The sequence below is a fragment of the Fervidobacterium sp. genome, assembly GCA_026419195.1.
Lineage (GTDB): Bacteria > Thermotogota > Thermotogae > Thermotogales > Fervidobacteriaceae > Fervidobacterium.
Window position 1 is genome coordinate 217,168 of the sequence record JANZZV010000001.1, and the last position, 20,087, is coordinate 237,254.

Sequence of the window (20,087 nt, forward strand, 5' to 3'; positions counted from 1 at the left end):
ATTTTCACCCCCTAAGATAATCAGCTGCCTTCACGTACTCATCGTGTGTAAAGATTATATAATCACATTCACGCCCAACTTTATTTATAAACCGTGCACAGTCATCTTTTCTTAACCATCTTATTATATCATAAAATTCTACTTTATTCATAACTATATCACCAGTGTAAAGCACCTTCCCCATGTTTTCGGTCTCTATCAAAAATGAACAGTGTTCCTTAGCGTGCCAGGGTGTATGAAAAACTTTTACACATTCAAATAAAAAATCCCCAGCTTTTATTTCAGAAACAGCCTTCCACGACTGGAGGATCTCCGTATACAACCTGCCTTTAATTATCCCAAATTTACTATACGGCTTGTTTTTGTAAGCAGGATGAATATATACAGTGGCGTTTGAAAAAATCTTGGTTGCATAGGCATGGTCAAGGTGAAGATGTGTTAAGAGGATGTCTGTAATGTCTTCAGGAACGATACCCCTCTTTTCAAGTTCAGTTTCAAGTGCGTGAAAAGATACATAGTCTCCAGGGTCTATAAGAACGAGCCGATCTTTAGTAGTGAGTAGACAAGCGGTTGAATAGGCTACTTCGACATTCTTCGGTACTCTGATACTGCCACCAATGACGAGTATCTCCATTTGCATAAACTTACCCTCCAAGAGAACTTTTTACCAATTATACCATAAATATCTCCTCTCATATCAGCCAGTATATCCTAAATGTTTATACATTTTTATCATCACATACGCATTCAAAAAGTAAAAAACGGAACTTATAACAAATATAAGTGTATAACCGTTTTGAAACACTGTCAGAAACGCAAATAACTCAGCTGACAGAGCTCTGGCAACGTTATTAACAAAATTGCTTACGCCGTTAACCGTAGCCAGCCTACTTTTTCGTACGTTTGAAAAAATGAGTGCGCTGAGTAAAGGGCTAACCATATTCATAACGGCGAATCTCAACACGTACACAAAAGTAAATGTAATTGGTTCCCTGATGAAACTAAGCAAAACAATCAATATCGGTACAAACACGTAGGAGAAAACAAGAATGTTCATATCTCCAAACTTCTTGCCAAGTTTATGCGAAAAAACAGCGCCTAAGCTTGTAGCCAGCTGTGCAAGTGACAGTATAGTCCCTATAATCGTTGAACTGAACTTGAAAAGATCGTAAAATATCACATTTCCAAATGTTACAAACAAACCTGCACCAAATCCAACACTTATTACAGACATAAGATAATAAAACACCACCTTAGATTTACCTGGCAAGAAAGTACTGAAAAATTCGCGAATATTGATCCTATTCGAATCTGTGGCTGCAGTTTCCACATCTACCTTTATCAATGGAATTAGAGCAAACAATCGTGTCAAATTTGAAAAAATCAACACCAACCTTATGTTAAATACATCACCTAACATACCGCCAACTATGTTCCCAAGGACGCCAGTAAACATACCAACCCCAAAATTCAACCCAAAGAATTTGGATCTATTTTCTTTATTTGTTTTCAAAACGAGTAATGTGGAGAGTACTATGGCAACAGCAGAAGAAAAGCCTCCAAAGAAAAAAGAAGTAATATTCAATTGAAAACTCGATTTAACAATAACCCTGTAACTACCAAAGAAAATACTTAGCAATTGAGACAAAATTATAAGTTTCTTTTTATCAAATCTGTCAGCTATCAATCCAAATAACAAGCCAAAGATAGCCGCTCCCCAAAGATTAGAAGATGTAATTCTACCAACAACATTGGTCGGTATACCACCTTTTCGGAGTGCTAAATTAAACAAAGTTCCATAAACACTCTGTGCTATACCGTCCATAAACGTAAATAAGGTTATAAGCAAAGGCTGCGACACGTTCTTACCACCTGCCAAAAATAAATTTTCTTCGAACAAGAATTATTCGCATTACTAACTTTCAGTTTCATTTTACCACGATAAGAATGTTTGACAATGCTTTCGTATTTGACTTTTTTCTTACTCTTTGTCAATCTTTTGTACAATCAACTTAGCACTCTTGACAAACGAGTGCTAATATGATATGATACACTTAGACAAAATTGAGGAGGTGATTCTCATGAATTTCAATATGGAAGAATTCACTGAAAATGCTCAAGAAATATTGCAATCCGTTAGTGATGTACTCAGTAGATACAGGCAAAACCAACTTGCACCTGAACATATTTTATTAGCCATGCTCGAAAATCCGAAAAACGCTGCGATAGATATTCTGAAGTATCTTAACACGGACACTGATTCGCTCAGAAAAGATCTGGAGAGAATTATATCATCTAAGGGAGGATATTATTATTATGCTGGAACTTCCAGCACAGGCCAGATCTATACTACACCTGAGACAATAAAAGTTGTAAACGAAGCAAAGCGTGAGGCAAAGCGCATGGGAGATGAAAAAGTAGGGACAGATCATCTACTCTTAGCCATGACCCTTATCCCGGAAACTACAACGTACAGATTGTTAGCCAAGTATGGTGTTACTCAAGACAAACTTTACAGTGCAATAAAACAACTTCGAATGCAGCGAACTTATTCCGAGGAAGAGAATATTGATATCCTCGCAAAATTTACGGAAAATTTAACTGAAATGGCAAAGAATAATCAGTTAATGCCCGTTGTTGGGCGTGAGAACGAAATCGATAGAATGGTAGAGATCTTAGGTAGAAAACTCAAGAACAATCCAGTACTAATAGGTGATCCTGGAGTTGGTAAAACAGCCATAGTTGAAGGCTTAGCACAAAAGATAGTGCAAGGTCAAGTGCCAGAATTTTTGAAAGGAAAAACTATTCTAAAGCTTGACCTTGCAAGACTTGTGGCTGGTACCAAGTTTAGAGGAGAGTTCGAGGAAAGACTTAAGAAACTTATCGACGTATTAAAGAAGAGAACTGATGTAATTCTCTTTATCGATGAGTTGCATACTGTAGTTGGTGCTGGAGCGGCAGAAGGTGCACTCGATGCCGGAAATATACTTAAGCCGGAACTGGCACGAGGTACTTTAAGGGTAATAGGTGCCACAACCGTGGAAGAGTACAGAAAACACATAGAGAAAGATAAAGCTCTGGCCCGTAGATTCCAGGTCATATTCGTTTCAGAACCTACAGTTGAGGAAACTATAGAAATTCTCAAGGGTTTAAAAACAAAATTTGAAGAGTTTCACAAAGTCAATATAACTGATAAAGCATTAGAGTTTGCCGCTAAGATGTCGGCTCGATACATATCTGACAGATTTTTACCTGACAAGGCTGTTGATTTGGTAGACGAAGCCTCCGCAAGAGCTAAAATAGATGGAAAGAGTATAATAACCGAAGAAGACATTGGGAAAGTTATCGAACGATGGACTGGTATTCCCGTTGGGAAGATTATGGGTGATGAAAAAGAAAAGATCAAAAATTTAGAGAAGATAATTCATGAAAAATTTGTTGATCAAGAAGAAGCTGTAAAGATAGTTGCGAATGCTATTAAGATGTCAAGGGCTGGCATAAGGAATCCAAAAAGACCGCTGGGTGTTTTCCTATTCCTTGGACCTACCGGTGTTGGTAAGACCGAACTTGCAAAGCGTCTTGCCGACGTGCTTTTTGGTAGTGAAAAGGCTCTAATTAGAATAGACATGAGTGAGTATATGGAAAAGCATTCCGTCTCCAGACTTATAGGTGCACCTCCAGGATACGTTGGTTATGAAGAAGGAGGACTACTTACGGAACAAGTTAGACGGAGACCATATAGTGTTGTGTTACTTGACGAAATAGAAAAGGCACATCCTGAGGTTTTCAATGTACTTTTACAACTTTTTGACGACGGTAGGTTAACAGACGGGAAAGGAACAACGGTTGATTTTAGAAATACAATCATAATAATGACAAGCAATATAGGTTCTGATGTTATTATGCAGGATATCGAAGAAGGAATTGAGGAGGCTATACCAAGACATATTGAAGAAGAGATGCGAAGGTACTTCAAGCCCGAACTTATAAACAGAATAGACGCAGCCGTTATTTTCAAACCTTTGAAAAAAGATCATATAAAGCAAATCTTATCTATATATCTTAAAGAGCTAAACGAAAGATTATCGGATCAAAATATTGTTGTTAGCCTTGATGAATCAGTTATGGAATACTTAGCAACGGAAGGTTATGTACCTTCGATGGGAGCTCGTCCTCTTAGAAGGTTTTTTGAAAATACAATAGAGTTTAGACTTGCAGAGCTCATAATAGACGAACAGATCACACAAGGAAAAAAGGTGAGATTTTACTGGGACAACGAAGGGTTACGTTGGGAATTAAACACTTGACGTGATAGTTTTTGAAGAGTTATAATTAAATTTAGAAAACAGAATTCATACCTGGAGGGGAGCTCCATGTCGCGGAGCTGAGAGGAAGGAGTCAATCCTTCGACCCTTCGAACCTGATCCGGATAATGCCGGCGGAGGGACCAGGTTACTCGAAATGAGTACTGGATGATGGAAAACGTAAGACTTACAATAAGAATGCGTCCCTCCAAAAGGGACGCTTTATATTTTTTGGAGGTGGGAGTATGAAAAGAGTTTTCCTTATAGTATTCTTGATTTCTCTTTTTACTTTTTCGTTTGCTGCTGAGCTTGTGATTTACACATCGGATAGTTTTGCAGGTGGAATTGCGAAGGTGGTCATACCAAAATTCGAGAAGATGTACAAGTGTAAAGTGAAGGTTGTAAGTTTTGGTTCCATGGGGGATGTCTTAGCAAGGGCAATTGCAGAGAAAAATGCACCTAAGGCAGATGTTATAATTGGGCTGAATCCTCAGCAACTTCAAAAGGCTATAAAGGAAGGTATACTGGAAAAATACAGACCTGTAAATTCAAAAAACATAACCTACAGGGCACTTGTAACAGATTATGGGACTGTATACGATTATGGTGCACTTGCTATGATTTACAATGTTGAGAAGATCAAGAATCCTCCTGTATCATTTAAAGATTTACTTAAACCTGAATACAAAGGTAAAATAGTTTTGATAGATCCACGTACTTCAAGTACAGGTTTGACATTTCTCATGTGGACAATTGCCGCTATGGGAGAAGACGGGGCTATGGAATACTGGAAAGAGTTGAAAAAGAACGTTCTCACGTTTACAAGTGGTTGGAGTGCAGCGTTTAAAATGTTAGAAAGTGGAGAAGCTGAAATGATCATTAGCTACGCAACCGACGGTGCATACAGTATGTACAGATATGGTACCATAAAATACATGCCTGTTATATTTGAAGAGGGTGCCTACGTACTTGAAGAATATGCTTCGATAATCAAAGGTTCAAAAAATTCAGCACTTGCAAGAGCCTTTCTTGAATTTATGCTTACACCTGACTTCCAAAAAGAAGTACCTCTCAACCAATGGATGCTACCTGTAATAAATGTGGATCTGCCAGAAGTTTTCAAATATGTTCCAACGTTCAAAAAAATCTTAAAGGTTAATCCTGCTGTGAACGATCGACTCGACGAAATATTGAAAAAATGGGAAAAAGCAGTTATAGGTTGATAGACACATAGCAAAATATTAACCAAACAATGAAAACCCCAGGTTTTGTGCTGGGGTTTTCGTTGTTTATTTTTAGGAAGAAATCTCTAGCATTTGTTTAAAACAATTTCTAAGAAGCAATGGTCTAAAATATTGTGATAACTACGATCTTGCGGAAAGGGCTGAAAATATGAGGAAGCTAATGATTTTAATAATTGTAGTAGTGTTGATGAGTCAGTTTTTTTCACAATTTCTCAAAGTTGGTTTTCTTTTGGGCTTGCCTTATGCATTTTGGAAGGCGCAATCTTTCGGAGGAATAGATTACGACATCTTAAAAAAGGTGGCACAAGTTATGGGGTATCAATTGGAAGTATATGTGTTACCCTTTTCAGCGCTTGCACCCGATATTTTGAACAAACTGGGATTAGACATAGTAGCTGGAGGTATTCACATGACAGATGAGCGGCAAAAGTTATACACATTCTCTGTACCATACGCCGAATCTGGACTTGCTATAGTTCTTAAAAAGGGACTGCAATGGAACGGTAATGTTGAAAAGATTGTTTTTGGTGTAAAACAAGGTGCCACCGGTGAAAGGATAGTTAAAGATTGGATAAATAGTGGTAAGAATGTCAAATATACATCTTTTGTCTCAAACGAAGAGATAATCGCAAATCTGATGACCAAAAAGATAGACGCCGCATTTTTCGATTATATAAACGCATTATATCTATCGAGAAATTATGGTTTTACAGTTTACAAAGAGCTTGTTTACAAAATAAACGTTGGTTATATAATTTTGAACAAGGATTTGAGTACAAAAATCAACGAAACGATAAGAAATCTTAAAAATAATTATATAAATCAAGTTATTGTGAGTTACGTGGGAAACATAAGATAAAGAAACTCCCCGATTACGGGGAGTTTCTTCGATTTTTTGAATATTATAGCACCAGTCCTCCATCTACCCCTATCACTTGCCCTGTGATGTAAGATGATTCATCAGATGCAAGAAATAGGTAAACGTATGCAACCTCGATAGGTTCTCCCATTCTTTTCAACGCAGCCTTTTCGGCCACAGCGGTTAATATCTTTTCTGGTACTTTTTCCGTCATAGGTGTCTTTATAAAACCAGGAGCCACTGCGTTAACTCTTATTTGTGCTCCTTTCCTTGCAAATTCCTTAGCCCACGTTTTTGTCATACCTATCACACCTGCTTTTGTCGCAGAATAATTCGTCTGACCTATGTTCCCGTAAACTCCTACAACAGAAGATGTATTGATTATACTACCCTTTCCGGCTTCGAGCATGTGTGGTACAACCGCTTGTGTCATGTTGAATACACCTTTTAAATTTACGTTTATAACCTTATCCCAATCCTCTTCCGTCATATTTTGAATTAACGCATCTTTTGTTATACCAGCATTATTCACAAGTACATCTATTTTTCCAAACTTATCAACCACATCTTTTACCACTTCACTTACTCTTACCCTGTCTGTTACATCAAGTTTATAAAAGTGAATGTTTGGATTGTCATAAATTGTCTCATTAAGGTCACAAGCAATTACAGTAGCACCTTCTTTGGCAAATAACTCGGCTGCTGCCTTTCCGATACCACTTCCTGCGCCTGTTATAATACATACTTTACCTTCGAGCCTCATACAAACTCCCCCTTCATCAGTTGTATATGGAAAGCATAACTATTCTATGTTTTCAACAATAACTGCTGTGCCCATACCACCACCGATACATAGCGTTGCAAGACCATATTTTGCATGTCTTTTTTTCATCTCATAAAGCAAGGTTACTATTATCCTGTTTCCGCTTGCTCCAATGGGATGACCAAGTGCTATACCTCCACCGTTAACGTTTGTTCTTTGTAATATCCAATCTCTTGTAACACCAAACAATTTTTCCCAACCTTTAATTACGGCGAGACTTTGAGCGGCAAATGCTTCGTTGAGTTCTATAAGCTCTATATCTTGAAACGACAAGTTTGCTTTTTTTAGTACCTTCTCGGTAGCTGGCACAGGTCCAATTCCCATTTTCATCGGATCAACGCCTGCTTGAGACCAAGCTACAATCCTTCCGATGGGTTTTAAACCTCTTTTTTCTACGTATCTTTCGCTTGCGATCACAATCGCACTCGCACCATCGTTGATACCACTTGCATTACCGGCAGTTATTGTACCATTTGGTTTGAAAGCCGGTTTCAGCTTTGCAAGTGATTCGAGTGTTGTATCAAATCTGGGATGTTCATCGGTATCAAATATTTTAACTCCCTTCTTATCAGGAATTTCAACAGGAGTAATCTCATCTTTAAACTTACCTGCTTCAATGGCAGCTTTTGCTTTCATCTGGCTGTTGTAAGCAAATTCATCTTGTTCTTCTCTGGTTATACCAAATTCCTCTGCCAAAGCCTCGGCAGTTAACCCCATGTGCACTTTATTGAACACATCTGTAAGACCATCATGTATCATATGATCTTGTAACTCTTGAGAACCAAACTTTAACCCGAATCTTGCCCTATAACTTAACATGAAAGGAGCTTGCGACATACTTTCTATTCCACCTGCTAACACAACATCAGCTTCGTTTAATTCAATGTCGGTAGCTCCAATCATGACAGCTTTCATACCACTACCACATAACATATTTACCGTATATCCCGGCTTTTCTGCAGGAACACCAGCATAAATTGAAACTTGCCTACCTGGTCCCATTCCTTGACCTGCTGTGAGTATACAACCTATAATTGTTTCATCCACATCCTCTGCTGATACACCGGCTTGAGACATCGCAGCTTTGGATGCTATCGCTCCAAGTTGAGTCGCTGGGATATCTTTCAACGAACCACCATATGTACCTATGGCTGTTCTTTTCGCACCAAGAATATAGACCATAACCGCACCTCCCGTTTCGCAATGTTTTGTCCAAACACACAATTACTAAAATAATACATGAATCACCTTTCACATTATTGCTATACATATTAAATCATTTCGTATGTATCCATGTCAAAGTAATAAAACATAAGGTAAAATAAATATAACTTAAATTACAAAAGAATCCACTTTGTAAATAAGGCTTTCGAACAAATTTTCTAAAAAATCCTACTTTATGACTTTCGCCAAAATAACTACATTTGCTTAATTTTCGTGAATTTGTGATATAATACTCACGTAACTCAACTTAAGAAAATTGTGCGGTTTGCAAACTATTTAAAAGGTAAAACCACTAAAAATTAAGAAAGGAGGTTTTTGTATGAAAAACGTTCCCATTTTTTGGAAGATAACACTTATTAGTATTGTGCTAATTATCTTTATGGTAGGTATAGGTGTGTTGGCTGTGGTTCAGCTTAGAAACAAGACTATCAGCAAAACAGAACAGAACCTGAAATCTCTTGCAGAAGGCAGTGCGGATGAGTTTTGGAATTTCATACAAGCTCACACTCAGTTAGTTGATTTACTATCAAAAGATGCAAACGTGACAGGTGTCTTTAAAAATGAGTTCAACGAAGAAGAGTGGATGAAAAAGCTGTTTGATAAAGTAATCAAGAGTTACCCAAACGTACTCTTCGTTTACGCTGGATTAAAAGATGGTCGCATGTACCTTGTACCAGAAACTAAGTTGCCGGAAGGTTATGATCCGCGAACAAGGCCGTGGTACAAAGATGCCGTTTCAAATCCAGGTCAAATAATCATTACGGAACCTTATGAAGACGCTTCAACTGGTCAGCTTGTAATAACTATTGCGAAAACAATACAAACTGACGAGGGAATAACGGGTGTAGTTGGACTTGATTTTGAGTGTTCAAAATTAGCAAGTAAGCTCTTACAAAAGGGTAAAGAACTGGGATATCTCAACGCGGTTGTGAGTAACAATGGTACAATCATATTACACAGTGTAAAGGAGTACGTTGGTAAAAACGTAAAGGATACGGACTTTTTTAAAAAATGGCAATCCGGTGCAGAAAGTGGTGTTTTTAAGTATATATTTGATGGAAAGGCAAGGCATACAGGCTACAAACGTTTACCAAATGGCTGGATTTATGCAAGCTTAGTACTTGAAAAGGACTTAATGAAAGAAGTGAACAGAATGACCTTAACGTTTTCTGTTGTGATAGCAGTTGCTGTTTTATTGGCAGCGGTGATAGCTTTCGTTATATCAAGAAATTACGTTGTTAAACCTATCAACAGTCTAATCGAAGTTGCAAAACAAATATCAGCTGGAGATCTGACAGTTCGTTTTAAAGTAGATAGCAACGATGAGATAGGTATACTTGGCAAAACACTTGAAACTATGGTAACAGCTTTAAGAGGAATGGCTCAGCAGATTCAAGGTGATTCAAGTACTGTCAAACAAGAAGCGGGTCAAGTTGCTGCGGTGTCTGAAGAAGTTAGTGCTACCATAGAAGAACTCACAGCTCAGGTTGAAAATGTTGGCACAAATATCAACAATGCATCTGCAGCTATAGAAGAACTCACAAGTGGAATAGAAGAAGTTGCAGCTAGTGCTCAGAATGTTGCCAACGCATCTCAAAAGTTGAGTGAGGAAGCACAAAAGGTATCGAATCTTGCCAACGAAGGGCAAAAGGCTATTGATAATATCACAAATGTTATCGTTCAAACGAAGGCAAAGGCAAATGCTACTTACGAAACAGTTGAAAAACTGTCAAATAGTGCAAAGAATATAGGTGAGATAGTGGATACCATAAATTCAATAGCAGAGCAGACGAACTTGCTAGCGCTAAATGCAGCTATTGAGGCAGCGAGGGCAGGAGAAGCAGGTAGAGGATTTGCTGTGGTTGCAGATGAGATAAGGAAACTTGCGGAAGAAAGTAAACAAGCAACTCAAAATATAGCCAATATTTTAAAAGGTATATTAGATGAAAGTGTCAAGGCAAGTGAAGCGACAAAGGAGACGGTAGAGATAGTAAATCAAGCAGCTGGTCAGTCAAGTCTTGTGAAGAATCAGTTTGAACAGATCATGAACAGTATTCACAAAATGTCACAGATGGTAGAGAACTTAGCAGCGAGTGCGCAACAACAAAGTGCGGCAGCACAAGAGATGAGCAGTGCAATGGACAGTGCAAGTAGATCGATGGTAAGTGTGGTAGAGCAAATGAGTGAGGTTACAGCAGCAGTTAAGCAGCAAGTTGATGCAATTAGTACAGTTGCAAAGACAGCAGAAACTCTTGATCAAGTTGCTGAAAGACTCGTTGAATCGGTAAGGAAATTCAAGGTTTGAGAATTAATGTAAAGTACCTAAAAGCCCGAGGAGTTCTCGGGCTTTTTATATTAATTTATCTATTTTTTTGAATCCTTCACCGAGTACGTACCTTGCCTCAGTTACTATGACGAACGCATCCGAGTCTATGTGCTTTATAGCAGCTAAAACTTCTCCTAATTCTCTTCGTTTTAGTGCGACGTAAAGTACATCCAAGTCTTTTCCAGAATAGGCTCCTTTTGCTTTCAGTATTGTTGCACCACGTTCCATAGACTCAAGGATGTATTTTTTTATCTCTTCAACTTTGCTTGATATTATAAGCAATGTTGCTGAAAGTTCAAGACCTTTCAACACAAAATCGATAGTAATTCCATTAACTATTATGGCAAGCAATGCGTACATACCTATGTGTGCATCGAATGTAAAACCTGCAATTATACCCACAGTAAAATCTACCATCAGTAATGTTGTACCAATGGGGGTATGAAAATATTTGGATATTATTTTGGCAATGATGTCCGTTCCTCCAGTTGACGAGTTGTTTGCAAAGGCTATAGCCATTCCGATAGACGCGAGGATGTTACCAAAAAACACCGCCAACATAAGGTCTTGACCACCGTATTTTGGTATTTTTAGTACCCTGTCAAATAAATCCACAAAAAAGTTTAGTGCAAAAGTCGAGTAAATTGTTTTAAAACTAAAATCTCTTCCAACAAGTATGAATCCTAAGACGAATAATAATATGTTAATAATATACATCCATACACCAACAGGTACAGTTGTGATAAATTTGTGTAATATCATAGCTATACCACTTGCTCCGCCTGCTGCTATGTTGTTTGGAATGAAGAATATGACAAGTCCAAGAGCTGTCAAAAATACCCCTACAGTTGATAGGATATACTCCTTAATCTGTTCTTTGATATTCATTTTTTACTTCCCTCCTTCTTCTGATTAGTTTTTGTTTGAAGTTGCTTTGTATTCCCATGTATGATATTATAACATCTGGAGAGTGATGAAGCTTGGAAATTATATTAAGAAATGTTACAGTGAGTTTTTACAATCGTATTATTTTAAACTCTATTTCAACTTATTTTAAGAGTGAGGAAGTAGTTTTAATAGTCGGTCCCAACGGTTCAGGTAAGTCCACGTTGCTTAAAGTTCTTGCAGGTATACTCGAGTATTCTGGAAGTATTTTGGTATCTGCAGGTAGTAATGACCTATCAGCTTTAACCGGGTATGTATTTCAAAATCCTGAAACACAGATAATAGGTAGCACAGTGTGGGAAGATGTTATATTTGGACTTGAGAACATAGGACTTTCTAAGGATGAAATGGAAAAACGTGCAAACTATGTACTTGAATTGCTTGAACTGGATCATTTACGACAGTATGATCCTTATTATCTTTCAGGAGGGCAAAAGCAAAGATTAGCAATAGCTTCTGTACTTGCTTTAGAACCGGAGTTTTTGTTACTTGACGAAGTTACTGCGATGCTTGATAAAAACGGTAAGCGCGAGGTACTTATGGCTATAGAAAAGTTGAAGAGTATAGGTAAAGGTATAGTCGTAGCGACACATGAGCTTAACTTATATGCTCCTATCTGTGATAGATGTATTTTCATGGAAGATGGTAAGATATTGTTTGAAGGTGATGTAAAAGACGGAATCAGGTTGTACAAAGAAAGTGCCAAAAATCGTTATATTTTGGAAAAATCTCAAATTGAAAGGAGGAGTGTTAATGGAAGTTTTGAGGTTCAATAAGGGACCGAAGGCTATTGGACCGTATTCATCGGCTGTTAAAAGTGGTAATCTGATATTTTTCTCCGGCATACTTCCAATAATACCAGAAACAGGTGAAGTGGTTACAAACGATATTGCGAAAGCAACAAAGCAAATTTTAGAGAATCTTTTGGTTATGTTAGAACAGATCGGACTTTCTCCAAGACATGTTGTAAAAACAACAGTATTTACAACAAAACTTGATGAATTCTCGAAGATAAATGAAGCGTATGAAGAATTCTTTAAGTCTTATACAGAGAATTATCCAGCAAGAAGTACTGTTGGTGTTCAAAGTTTACCAAAAAATGCTACCGTTGAAATGGAATTTATCGTAGAGTGTTGAATTTAATAACATCTAATTTTTGCTTGCCTGTTTTTGATTGTAGTTTTTCCAAACTTCTAACCTGTTTTTGATTAACTCTTCTGTGTTTATTTGTTTAAAAGGTGACATCAATTCAAATGCTTCTTTTAAAGCTTCTAAGTGGTCGGACGTTTTTTGGAATTTTCTTATTTTTTCTTCAAAGCTCTTCTTATTCGAATATTCGACTAAGTATATCAGTAGCGTTGTGAGCACAATGAAGATGCTTATAGTCACTGGGTAGTTTTTCACGGCAGGTAACGACAAACCAAGAAAGATTCCTCCTGTGAAGACAAGCATTAGGTATGTTTGGTTTCTGACCATTAATTTATTGAAAAGGTAGGATTGAAGATCTTTTATCACATCTTTTTTTATAGGTGAGTGTAATGTTTTAGAAAATAATAGTAAGATAGTTAAAAATATTGACAGTATCGGATTTCGTACTAAAAAGCCGGTTATTATAAGAAAACCTGCAACAGTTAAACGTGAAATCAAAAGGTTATCAAGTCTTGTTGATAAGTAAGATCCAGTTATTATAGTCAAAATTGCAATCAGTGTACTCATCTTACCACCTCATGTGACTTGTTATTTAGATATAAGTATAACACTACTGTACGGTCTTGCTATGTAATAACCACCAACAGGTTCTGGATCTTGCAAGAAATCGTTTGGATAGTCCACAGAAGTATCAACTACTCTGTACCAACTTTTTGCGTATAGTGGGGGTAGTATAAACCTTAAAGGCTCTTTCCATTGATTTAGTATAACATAAATATCATTGTCGAATTGTACCCCGCTTATTGGATGGAATCCTGATATCATGAACGCGATTGAGTGCGAGAAGTACCCTGTGTCTGGTTCAAATGGATTTATGCCATGCCAAGTTATATCCGTTATTTTATTACCGAATTTATCTTGCTTTTCAAAAAAATGCTCTCGTTTTAAAGCAGGATGTTCTTTTCTGAAATTTATTATTTTCTTTACAAATTCAAATAGATCCCTGTGTTCCTCTTTCAACTTCCAATCAACCCAGGTTGTTTCATCGTCTATACAGTACGCGTTGTTATTGCCTTTCTGAGTTCTAAACATTTCATCACCCATGAGTATCATTGGTGTGCCGTGAGATACCATCAGAATTGTAAAGAAATTTTTTATCTGCTGCTTTCTGATTTTCAAAATATTTGGATCATCTGTATCTCCTTCAACTCCGTAGTTGTAGCTAAAATTTTCATCGCTACCATCTTTGTTGTTTTCACCGTTTGCTTCGTTGTGTTTCTGGTTGTAAGACACGAGATCTCTCATTGTGAAACCATCGTGACAAGTTATAAAATTTATACTTGCGTGTGGTTTTCTATTTGCATACAAATCTGGACTTCCAGATATTCTAAACATCAGTTCTTGTATTATTCCATTATCACCTCTAACGAATCTTCTAATGCAGTCTCTGTATTTTCCATTCCACTCTGCCCAGCCTTCAGGGAATAATCCAAGATGATATCCACCTGCAGCATCCCAACCTTCAGCTATTAATTTTAATTTCCCAACTATTGGATCTTCAGCGATGTCTTTTAGTAATGATAGGTCACCAATCCAACGTCCATCAGGAGTACGTCCAAGTATGGATGCAAGGTCAAATCTGAATCCATCAACATGCATTTCTGTTGCCCAATATCTCAAACTATCAATGATCATTTCTTTAACAACTGGGTGATTACAGTTAAGTGTATTTCCACAACCAGAGTAATTTAAATAGTAGCGCTTGTTTTTTGGATCGAGCATGTAATATATTTCATTGTCAATACCTTTGAAACATAGAGTGGGACCTTTTTCCCCTCCTTCACCTGTGTGATTGTAAACAACATCTAATATTACTTCAAATCCATTTTTGTGTAGTTCTTTCACAAAATCTTTAAAAAGAAACACTTGTTCACCTAGTTTAAGACCTACCGAGTAATTACCTGTGACGGAAAAAAAGTTGAGAGGATTGTACCCCCATACGTCTTTGAGACGCTCACCTGTTATCGGGTTAACATTTGGGTTAGAATTGAGGTTAAACTCAAAAATTGGCATTAATTCTATTGTTGTAACACCCAGTTCTTTTAGATGATCAAGTTTTTCTATTATACCTAAGAATGTACCTGGAAATTTTACATTTGATGTTGGACTTATGGTAAATAATCTGACATGCATCTCGTAGATAATTGTTTCATTCCATGGAATATGCAGCTGCTTGTCATCTTCCCAATCGTATTTTGAATCATCGATCACTATTGAACGCACCATACTGACTGCAGAATCAAGTGTAGAAAATGAAAGATCTTGTAATGGTGATCTCCTGTCATATCCATACACTGCATCATCATTCCAGTCAAAGAACGTCGTGATTGCTTTTGCATAAGGGTCTATCAAAAGTTTATTTTTATTAAACCGCTTACCATTTATCGGATCATAAGGACCATCTACCCTCCATCCATAATATTGACCATGTCCTACACCATAAACGTATATATGCCATATATCACCTGTTCTATTCTTCACAGGGTCAAGTTCAAAAATGTGCGAAGGTGTTAGATCGTAGTAATTTTGAAATAGCTCGAGTGTAACACTTGTGGCATTTCTTGAAAAGATTGCAAAGTTAACACCTGTTTCATCAGGTGTGGCTCCCAACCTCGGATAACCCCTCTTAGTTTTTAACTTTACAGATGCGGATGGGTTCTTGTATTGCAGCGGAAAATCTGCCATATTTTCACCTCTTGGGATTCTAACTTATGTGGTATTTAGGTCCCATACTTTTTATCTAACGATTTTAGAACTCAATTTTTGGAATTTCAAGAGCCTTTGAAAACAATTCTTTCAAATATCCCTTTTCAGGTTGTTTTATACTCAGTAGGTCCAAAGTTTTTATGCTTTCTTCCTTTAGTTGATTTATACATTCTTTGACACTCTCAACAGCTTTAGATGTCACGATTAGATTTTTCAAAAACTCTAAATCTTCCAAGGACTTGTTTGGTTTTGATATTTTTTCTTTGAAGATTTCTTTTTTGTCATCACTGAGTAATTCATATGTTCTCTTAACCAAAAGTGTAAATTTTCCTTCAGATAAGTCGTTTAGAGTCTTTGCATCTCCACCAAATACACCTATTATATCGTCTTTGTATTGAAACGCTATACCAGCGAGTTTTCCGGTTGTAATTATTTTTTCTAACTCGCTGTTGTCTTCCTTTTCTGTCAGAAGGTAACCAAATAACATGGGATACACAAAAGTGTAATACGCAGTTTTTAATTCACTTATTTTTTCGGGAATGTTTGTCGATAATCCATATACACTTATTCTATTTGCGCTCAAAACATCGAGTAATTGTCCAAAACCAGTGTTAATGTAACATTTTGAAAAATCGCTTATTAGTCTTTTCAGCGTCGCTTCTTTAAGACCGAGTTTTGAAATCATTCCGAACACAAAAAAAGCTACTATATCTCCTATAACGATTGCTACGTCAGTACCAAGTTTTGGTGAGTCGTAAAGCTTCTCGTAAACTTTGTGTAGTGTGGGTTCACCTCTTCTTAAGTCAGATTTGTCTATTATATCATCGTGAATTAACAAAAACGAATGCATTAATTCGACCAGGCATGCAAGTAAAAAAGCGTCATCTATACGTTCGCCATTATAACCAGTATAAGATAAAAGTAAAAGCAGTGGGCGAATTCTTTTGCCTGGTCTTAATACAAATTTTTGAAATTCAACAACTGCAGGTTTTATTTCGTTTGGAGTAAGACTTATGAGTTCTGCACAGAGTCTACTCATTTCTTCATCTATTTTTTGGATGTATTCTCCAAACATCGAATAGTCACTCCCTCTTGTATGGATCTATCAAATCATTATACCATGGTTATTGAACATTGCTATAGGAAGAATTTGACAATAAAAAACGAAGTGCTAAGAGCACTCCGTTACGTTGACTATATTGCAAAATGTTTGTACCTAAATAAGAATATTGGTCAATACCTTAATAATACTCAATGTTAACTATCTTTCCTTTCTTTTGCAATATCGAGCCTATATCGTGAATGAGTCTGAATTTAAGCGATATATCGTGAGAAAACAGAGGATTTTGATGGGCTGGGTTGATAGCTCTACCCACAAGAAATGTGATTATATCAGATTCTTCAAACATGTCAACAAGTTTTTGTGCACCTATGCCTACCTCTGTTGTCTGGGACTCATAATATCTGAAGACTTGTGTGAGTGTGATTATACCTTCTGTGATTAAATCTACACCTTCCATATACCCAATCGGAGGGGAAATCTGGGAGATGCTTGAGAAATCTATTTCCACCTTTCGACCGAGTACTTTTTCAGCTATCTGACTGGTAGTACCGCCACATATGACTTTCTTTCCTTCGGATTCTATAAGTTTTCTAACTACTATTTCATCATGTTCCTTTCTTTCCGGAGGTCCTACCATTATCGTTAGATTTCGTCTTTCCCTTACCTTAATTGCACAGGCAGTTGCATCATCCCCTTTTGTTCCTTTGTCAAGGGCTTCAGCCAACCTGACTAAGTGTTCTACTACACTTGAAAGATCCACTTTGTGCTTTATCAAGTTTTTCAACTCAATTCTTACGTTTTCAATACCAAATCCAAATGGGTAACGTTTTGTACCCATGCCGGCTTGCGTTATTCCATCAGTCATCAGGAATATCACATCACCAGGTTGGACTACAAAAGAAGATTTATAAACCTTTCTTCCTTCTATCTCAGACAATTCTTTGTCAGTTTCCAGTGCATCGTCGTTTCTATAAACTAATACCACCGGAAAATCGTACTCGTATATATTGCAAATTCCAGAACTGTGATCAATTTCACATGTAGCCAAGGTTGCATAGCTAATCCCACGTACTTTGCAAATTGGTAGCGTCGAAAGTATAGATCTAAAAACTTCGTCTATCGGTACGTTATTGAAAACCATAGTTGTTGACATTGAGGCAGTTAGTGTTGAAAGAATGCTTGCCTTTATCCCGCTTCCAAGTCCATCGGAAACACTTATAACCGTTTTAAGCTCACTCTTTTTGAATTTCACTGTGTCACCGCACACTTCTTCACCAGTTTTATTTTTCTGTGCATAATGTATATCACACGTCAGCATTATCTTCCCCCATATGTTTTTTAAATTCTAAGAAATGTGACTTTGTCTGTGCTATTGACTCACCAAGCAAACTAGCAATATCTTGAGCGAGTTTCATCTGGTTGTTCAATACTTCTTCTATTTTCTCTATTGTTCTTCTTTTCAGATTATCCATTCTTTCTCTTTGTATCACCATCTCAGTAATATCGACAAACAAAACAACATTTCCACTTTCATCTGGTAATTGAAATGTCTTTGGATAGAAATACATCTTCTTACCGTTTATGTACAACTCTTGTACGCGTTCCGGTTCGTTGTAAATTCGTTCAGATATTTGAAGTATCGTATCATTTGAGTAATATCTGAACAATTCCTTTGCAGAAGCGTTTATGTACAATATTTTGTCATCTTTAAATATAACTATAGCATTTGGTGATTCATCAACTACCTTGTTTGAGACTGATGATACTTTTTCTATCAAGTACGCGAAGCACATTTCCTTTTCTGCTTTACCGAGGTAAACTGCCTTTGCCTTGTCACGGCAAGTTTCATAGCCACATCCTGTACAGTTAAGTTCTTTATCCACAGAAGTTTTCCCCATAGATATCAGTATTTTTTCTACTTCATCAGCTGGAACTTGAGGTTCGTTATACTTTTGTGTGAAATGCTTTTTCAAAACCAAATTGTAGATTGCTGCGTTCAGATTTCTTTTCGGTTCTAGATTGTGCATTATTTGTGTTGCTCGCTCAAGCCTTCTGCGCTTTTCTAATAAACTCACACTGTTATCAGAAGTGGGACCATTCAAACACCCGCCTATACATGCTGAGGCTTCCACTATTATCTTTTCATGATCTACAGGTTCAAACTTCTCAAGAAATTCCATAATGTTTCTTGTTCCCTCCAGGACCACATGTCTGAAAACATCTTCACTTGCCGAAAATAAGATACCGCCTGATATAGGATATCTCCTTGTTCGTTGTGGATACGGTGGATCAGGTACTTTTTCTTGACAGTTGGTAATATCCATGGGCAAGGTTTTTATAAGATAATTCAGTTCTTCAAATGTTAGGACTGCATCGTAAAAATCATCAAGTTCCTCTTTTTTAGCTATGCAAGGACCTATAAAAATTTTTGGAATATCTCCAAAAAGGTAATTTAAAAACTTTGCGTGGGCAATTGCAGGTGATACAACGGGAAATAAATTTTGAACAAATTTTGGAAAATAAACTTCCACAAGCTTTGTAACAACTGGACAAGAAGTTGTTATGAAAACTTTATTAGAATTATCATAAATTTTCTTGTATTCCTGAGTAACAAACTCAGCACCAACAGCTGTTTCAGATATGTGCACAGCTCCCAAAGTTTTAATGGCACCTAAGATTTTGAAGGGATTTGAAAAATTGCCGAAAAATGAAGGTGCCACAGATACAACAAATGGCTTATTCAAAAGTATTTTGAACCTTTCAAGATCTTTTCTATAGTTCTTTGCCTTTTGAGGACAAATATTCACACACGTCCCACAGATAACACATTCTTCTTCTATTACGTAAGAGTAGTTATCTTTGAAACTGATAGCCTTAACAGGACAATTTCTCAGACATTTATAACAGTACTTACAATTTGCTTCGTTTGACAATATATATCTACTTGATGTCATAATTATCACCTTTGTTCAAAATTAGTTTAGTAAGTACAAAATCAAGTTCCTCCAACTTGTCGGTGCTTAAATTAGAAACAGTTTCACCACTTATTGTAATATTCACACTATTTGTGCACTGTCCCATGCACAGAGCACCTCTTAGCTCAAATTTATTTTCTAAGTTATGTTCTTTTAGAAATTTTTTGATTCTCTCAGCAATCGCGAAAGCACCTTTTAGATGACATGAACTTCCAAAACATACGCTAATAACATACTTACTGTTGACTTCTTCTTTGTCCATGTTCTTAACCTCTCTTGAACTACATATCCAAATCGAAGATTATGTTATAATTTTCACGATTACCAATTTAATGATATATCCTTACAAAAAAAAAGTCAAGTGCCCCCATTGGGGCACTTGAACTATGTAAGTGAAGTATTTTGAGTA

General features: G+C 36.9%; 17 protein-coding genes and 1 riboswitch. Of the genes, 6 read left to right on the forward strand and 11 right to left on the reverse strand.

Annotated features, from left to right (window positions below):
• Nucleotides 1–4 precede the first annotated feature (4 nt).
• Entirely contained in the window at nt 5–640 is a 636-nt protein-coding gene (locus N2Z58_01020; protein MCX7653252.1) for an MBL fold metallo-hydrolase, read from the reverse strand.
• Nucleotides 641–697: 57 nt separating this feature from the next.
• Nucleotides 698–1,879: an MFS transporter gene (locus N2Z58_01025; protein ID MCX7653253.1), complete on the reverse strand. Its 1,182-nt coding sequence runs from the start codon at nt 1,877–1,879 to the stop codon at nt 698–700.
• Nucleotides 1,880–2,081: 202 nt separating this feature from the next.
• Between N2Z58_01025 and N2Z58_01030 the strand changes: the two genes are divergently transcribed.
• From N2Z58_01030 to N2Z58_01040, 3 genes are all read left to right on the forward strand, one after another.
• Nucleotides 2,082–4,307, forward strand: a complete 2,226-nt coding sequence (locus tag N2Z58_01030; GenBank protein MCX7653254.1) for an ATP-dependent Clp protease ATP-binding subunit — start codon at nt 2,082–2,084, stop codon at nt 4,305–4,307.
• A gap of 45 nt (nt 4,308–4,352) precedes the next feature.
• Nucleotides 4,353–4,464: riboswitch (TPP riboswitch) on the forward strand.
• 85 nt (nt 4,465–4,549) lie between these two features.
• Nucleotides 4,550–5,527 (forward strand): thiamine ABC transporter substrate-binding protein, encoded by a 978-nt coding sequence (locus tag N2Z58_01035; GenBank protein MCX7653255.1) that lies wholly within the window; start codon nt 4,550–4,552, stop codon nt 5,525–5,527.
• A 169-nt stretch (nt 5,528–5,696) separates the two neighbouring features.
• Entirely contained in the window at nt 5,697–6,407 is a 711-nt protein-coding gene (locus N2Z58_01040) for a transporter substrate-binding domain-containing protein (protein MCX7653256.1), read from the forward strand.
• A 43-nt stretch (nt 6,408–6,450) separates the two neighbouring features.
• Here N2Z58_01040 and N2Z58_01045 read toward each other — a convergent pair whose 3' ends face one another.
• Both N2Z58_01045 and N2Z58_01050 read right to left on the reverse strand, forming a co-directional pair.
• Entirely contained in the window at nt 6,451–7,170 is a 720-nt protein-coding gene (locus N2Z58_01045; protein MCX7653257.1) for a beta-ketoacyl-ACP reductase, read from the reverse strand.
• A gap of 39 nt (nt 7,171–7,209) precedes the next feature.
• A complete protein-coding gene (locus tag N2Z58_01050; GenBank protein MCX7653258.1) occupies nt 7,210–8,412 on the reverse strand; it encodes an acetyl-CoA C-acetyltransferase in 1,203 nt (400 codons plus the stop codon).
• A gap of 361 nt (nt 8,413–8,773) precedes the next feature.
• On the opposite strand from N2Z58_01050, the gene N2Z58_01055 reads away from it, so the two are divergent.
• Nucleotides 8,774–10,759 (forward strand): methyl-accepting chemotaxis protein, encoded by a 1,986-nt coding sequence (locus N2Z58_01055; protein ID MCX7653259.1) that lies wholly within the window; start codon nt 8,774–8,776, stop codon nt 10,757–10,759.
• 45 nt (nt 10,760–10,804) lie between these two features.
• Here N2Z58_01055 and N2Z58_01060 read toward each other — a convergent pair whose 3' ends face one another.
• Nucleotides 10,805–11,668, reverse strand: a complete 864-nt coding sequence (locus N2Z58_01060; protein ID MCX7653260.1) for a YitT family protein — start codon at nt 11,666–11,668, stop codon at nt 10,805–10,807.
• 92 nt (nt 11,669–11,760) lie between these two features.
• Here N2Z58_01060 and N2Z58_01065 point away from each other — a divergent pair, with 92 nt between their 5' ends.
• Nucleotides 11,761–12,501 carry an energy-coupling factor ABC transporter ATP-binding protein gene (locus N2Z58_01065; GenBank protein MCX7653261.1) on the forward strand — a complete coding sequence of 247 codons (741 nt, stop codon included), beginning with the start codon at nt 11,761–11,763 and terminating at the stop codon, nt 12,499–12,501.
• A complete protein-coding gene (locus N2Z58_01070; GenBank protein ID MCX7653262.1) occupies nt 12,479–12,862 on the forward strand; it encodes a Rid family detoxifying hydrolase in 384 nt (127 codons plus the stop codon). Before N2Z58_01065 ends, N2Z58_01070 begins: the two co-directional genes overlap by 23 nt.
• A gap of 12 nt (nt 12,863–12,874) precedes the next feature.
• Here the strand turns inward: N2Z58_01070 and N2Z58_01075 are convergent, their stop codons facing one another.
• The 6 genes from N2Z58_01075 to N2Z58_01100 form a co-directional block, all read right to left on the reverse strand.
• The gene (locus tag N2Z58_01075) at nt 12,875–13,441 is read right to left on the reverse strand and encodes a hypothetical protein (protein ID MCX7653263.1); all 567 of its coding nucleotides are present in this window, start codon (nt 13,439–13,441) and stop codon (nt 12,875–12,877) included.
• Between the two features lie 21 nt (nt 13,442–13,462).
• Nucleotides 13,463–15,619 carry a glycogen debranching protein GlgX gene (glgX, locus tag N2Z58_01080; protein MCX7653264.1) on the reverse strand — a complete coding sequence of 719 codons (2,157 nt, stop codon included), beginning with the start codon at nt 15,617–15,619 and terminating at the stop codon, nt 13,463–13,465.
• Nucleotides 15,620–15,683: 64 nt separating this feature from the next.
• Nucleotides 15,684–16,715: a polyprenyl synthetase family protein gene (locus N2Z58_01085; protein MCX7653265.1), complete on the reverse strand. Its 1,032-nt coding sequence runs from the start codon at nt 16,713–16,715 to the stop codon at nt 15,684–15,686.
• Nucleotides 16,716–16,881: 166 nt separating this feature from the next.
• Nucleotides 16,882–18,021, reverse strand: a complete 1,140-nt coding sequence (locus N2Z58_01090) for a serine/threonine-protein phosphatase (GenBank protein ID MCX7653266.1) — start codon at nt 18,019–18,021, stop codon at nt 16,882–16,884.
• Nucleotides 18,008–19,657, reverse strand: coding sequence for a 4Fe-4S binding protein (locus tag N2Z58_01095; protein ID MCX7653267.1), 1,650 nt, complete (start codon nt 19,655–19,657; stop codon nt 18,008–18,010). The genes N2Z58_01090 and N2Z58_01095 overlap by 14 nt, the downstream gene beginning before the upstream one ends.
• Complete coding sequence (locus tag N2Z58_01100) at nt 19,644–19,940, reverse strand: NAD(P)H-dependent oxidoreductase subunit E (protein MCX7653268.1); 297 nt, start codon at nt 19,938–19,940, stop codon at nt 19,644–19,646. The genes N2Z58_01095 and N2Z58_01100 overlap by 14 nt, the downstream gene beginning before the upstream one ends.
• Nucleotides 19,941–20,087 lie beyond the last annotated feature (147 nt).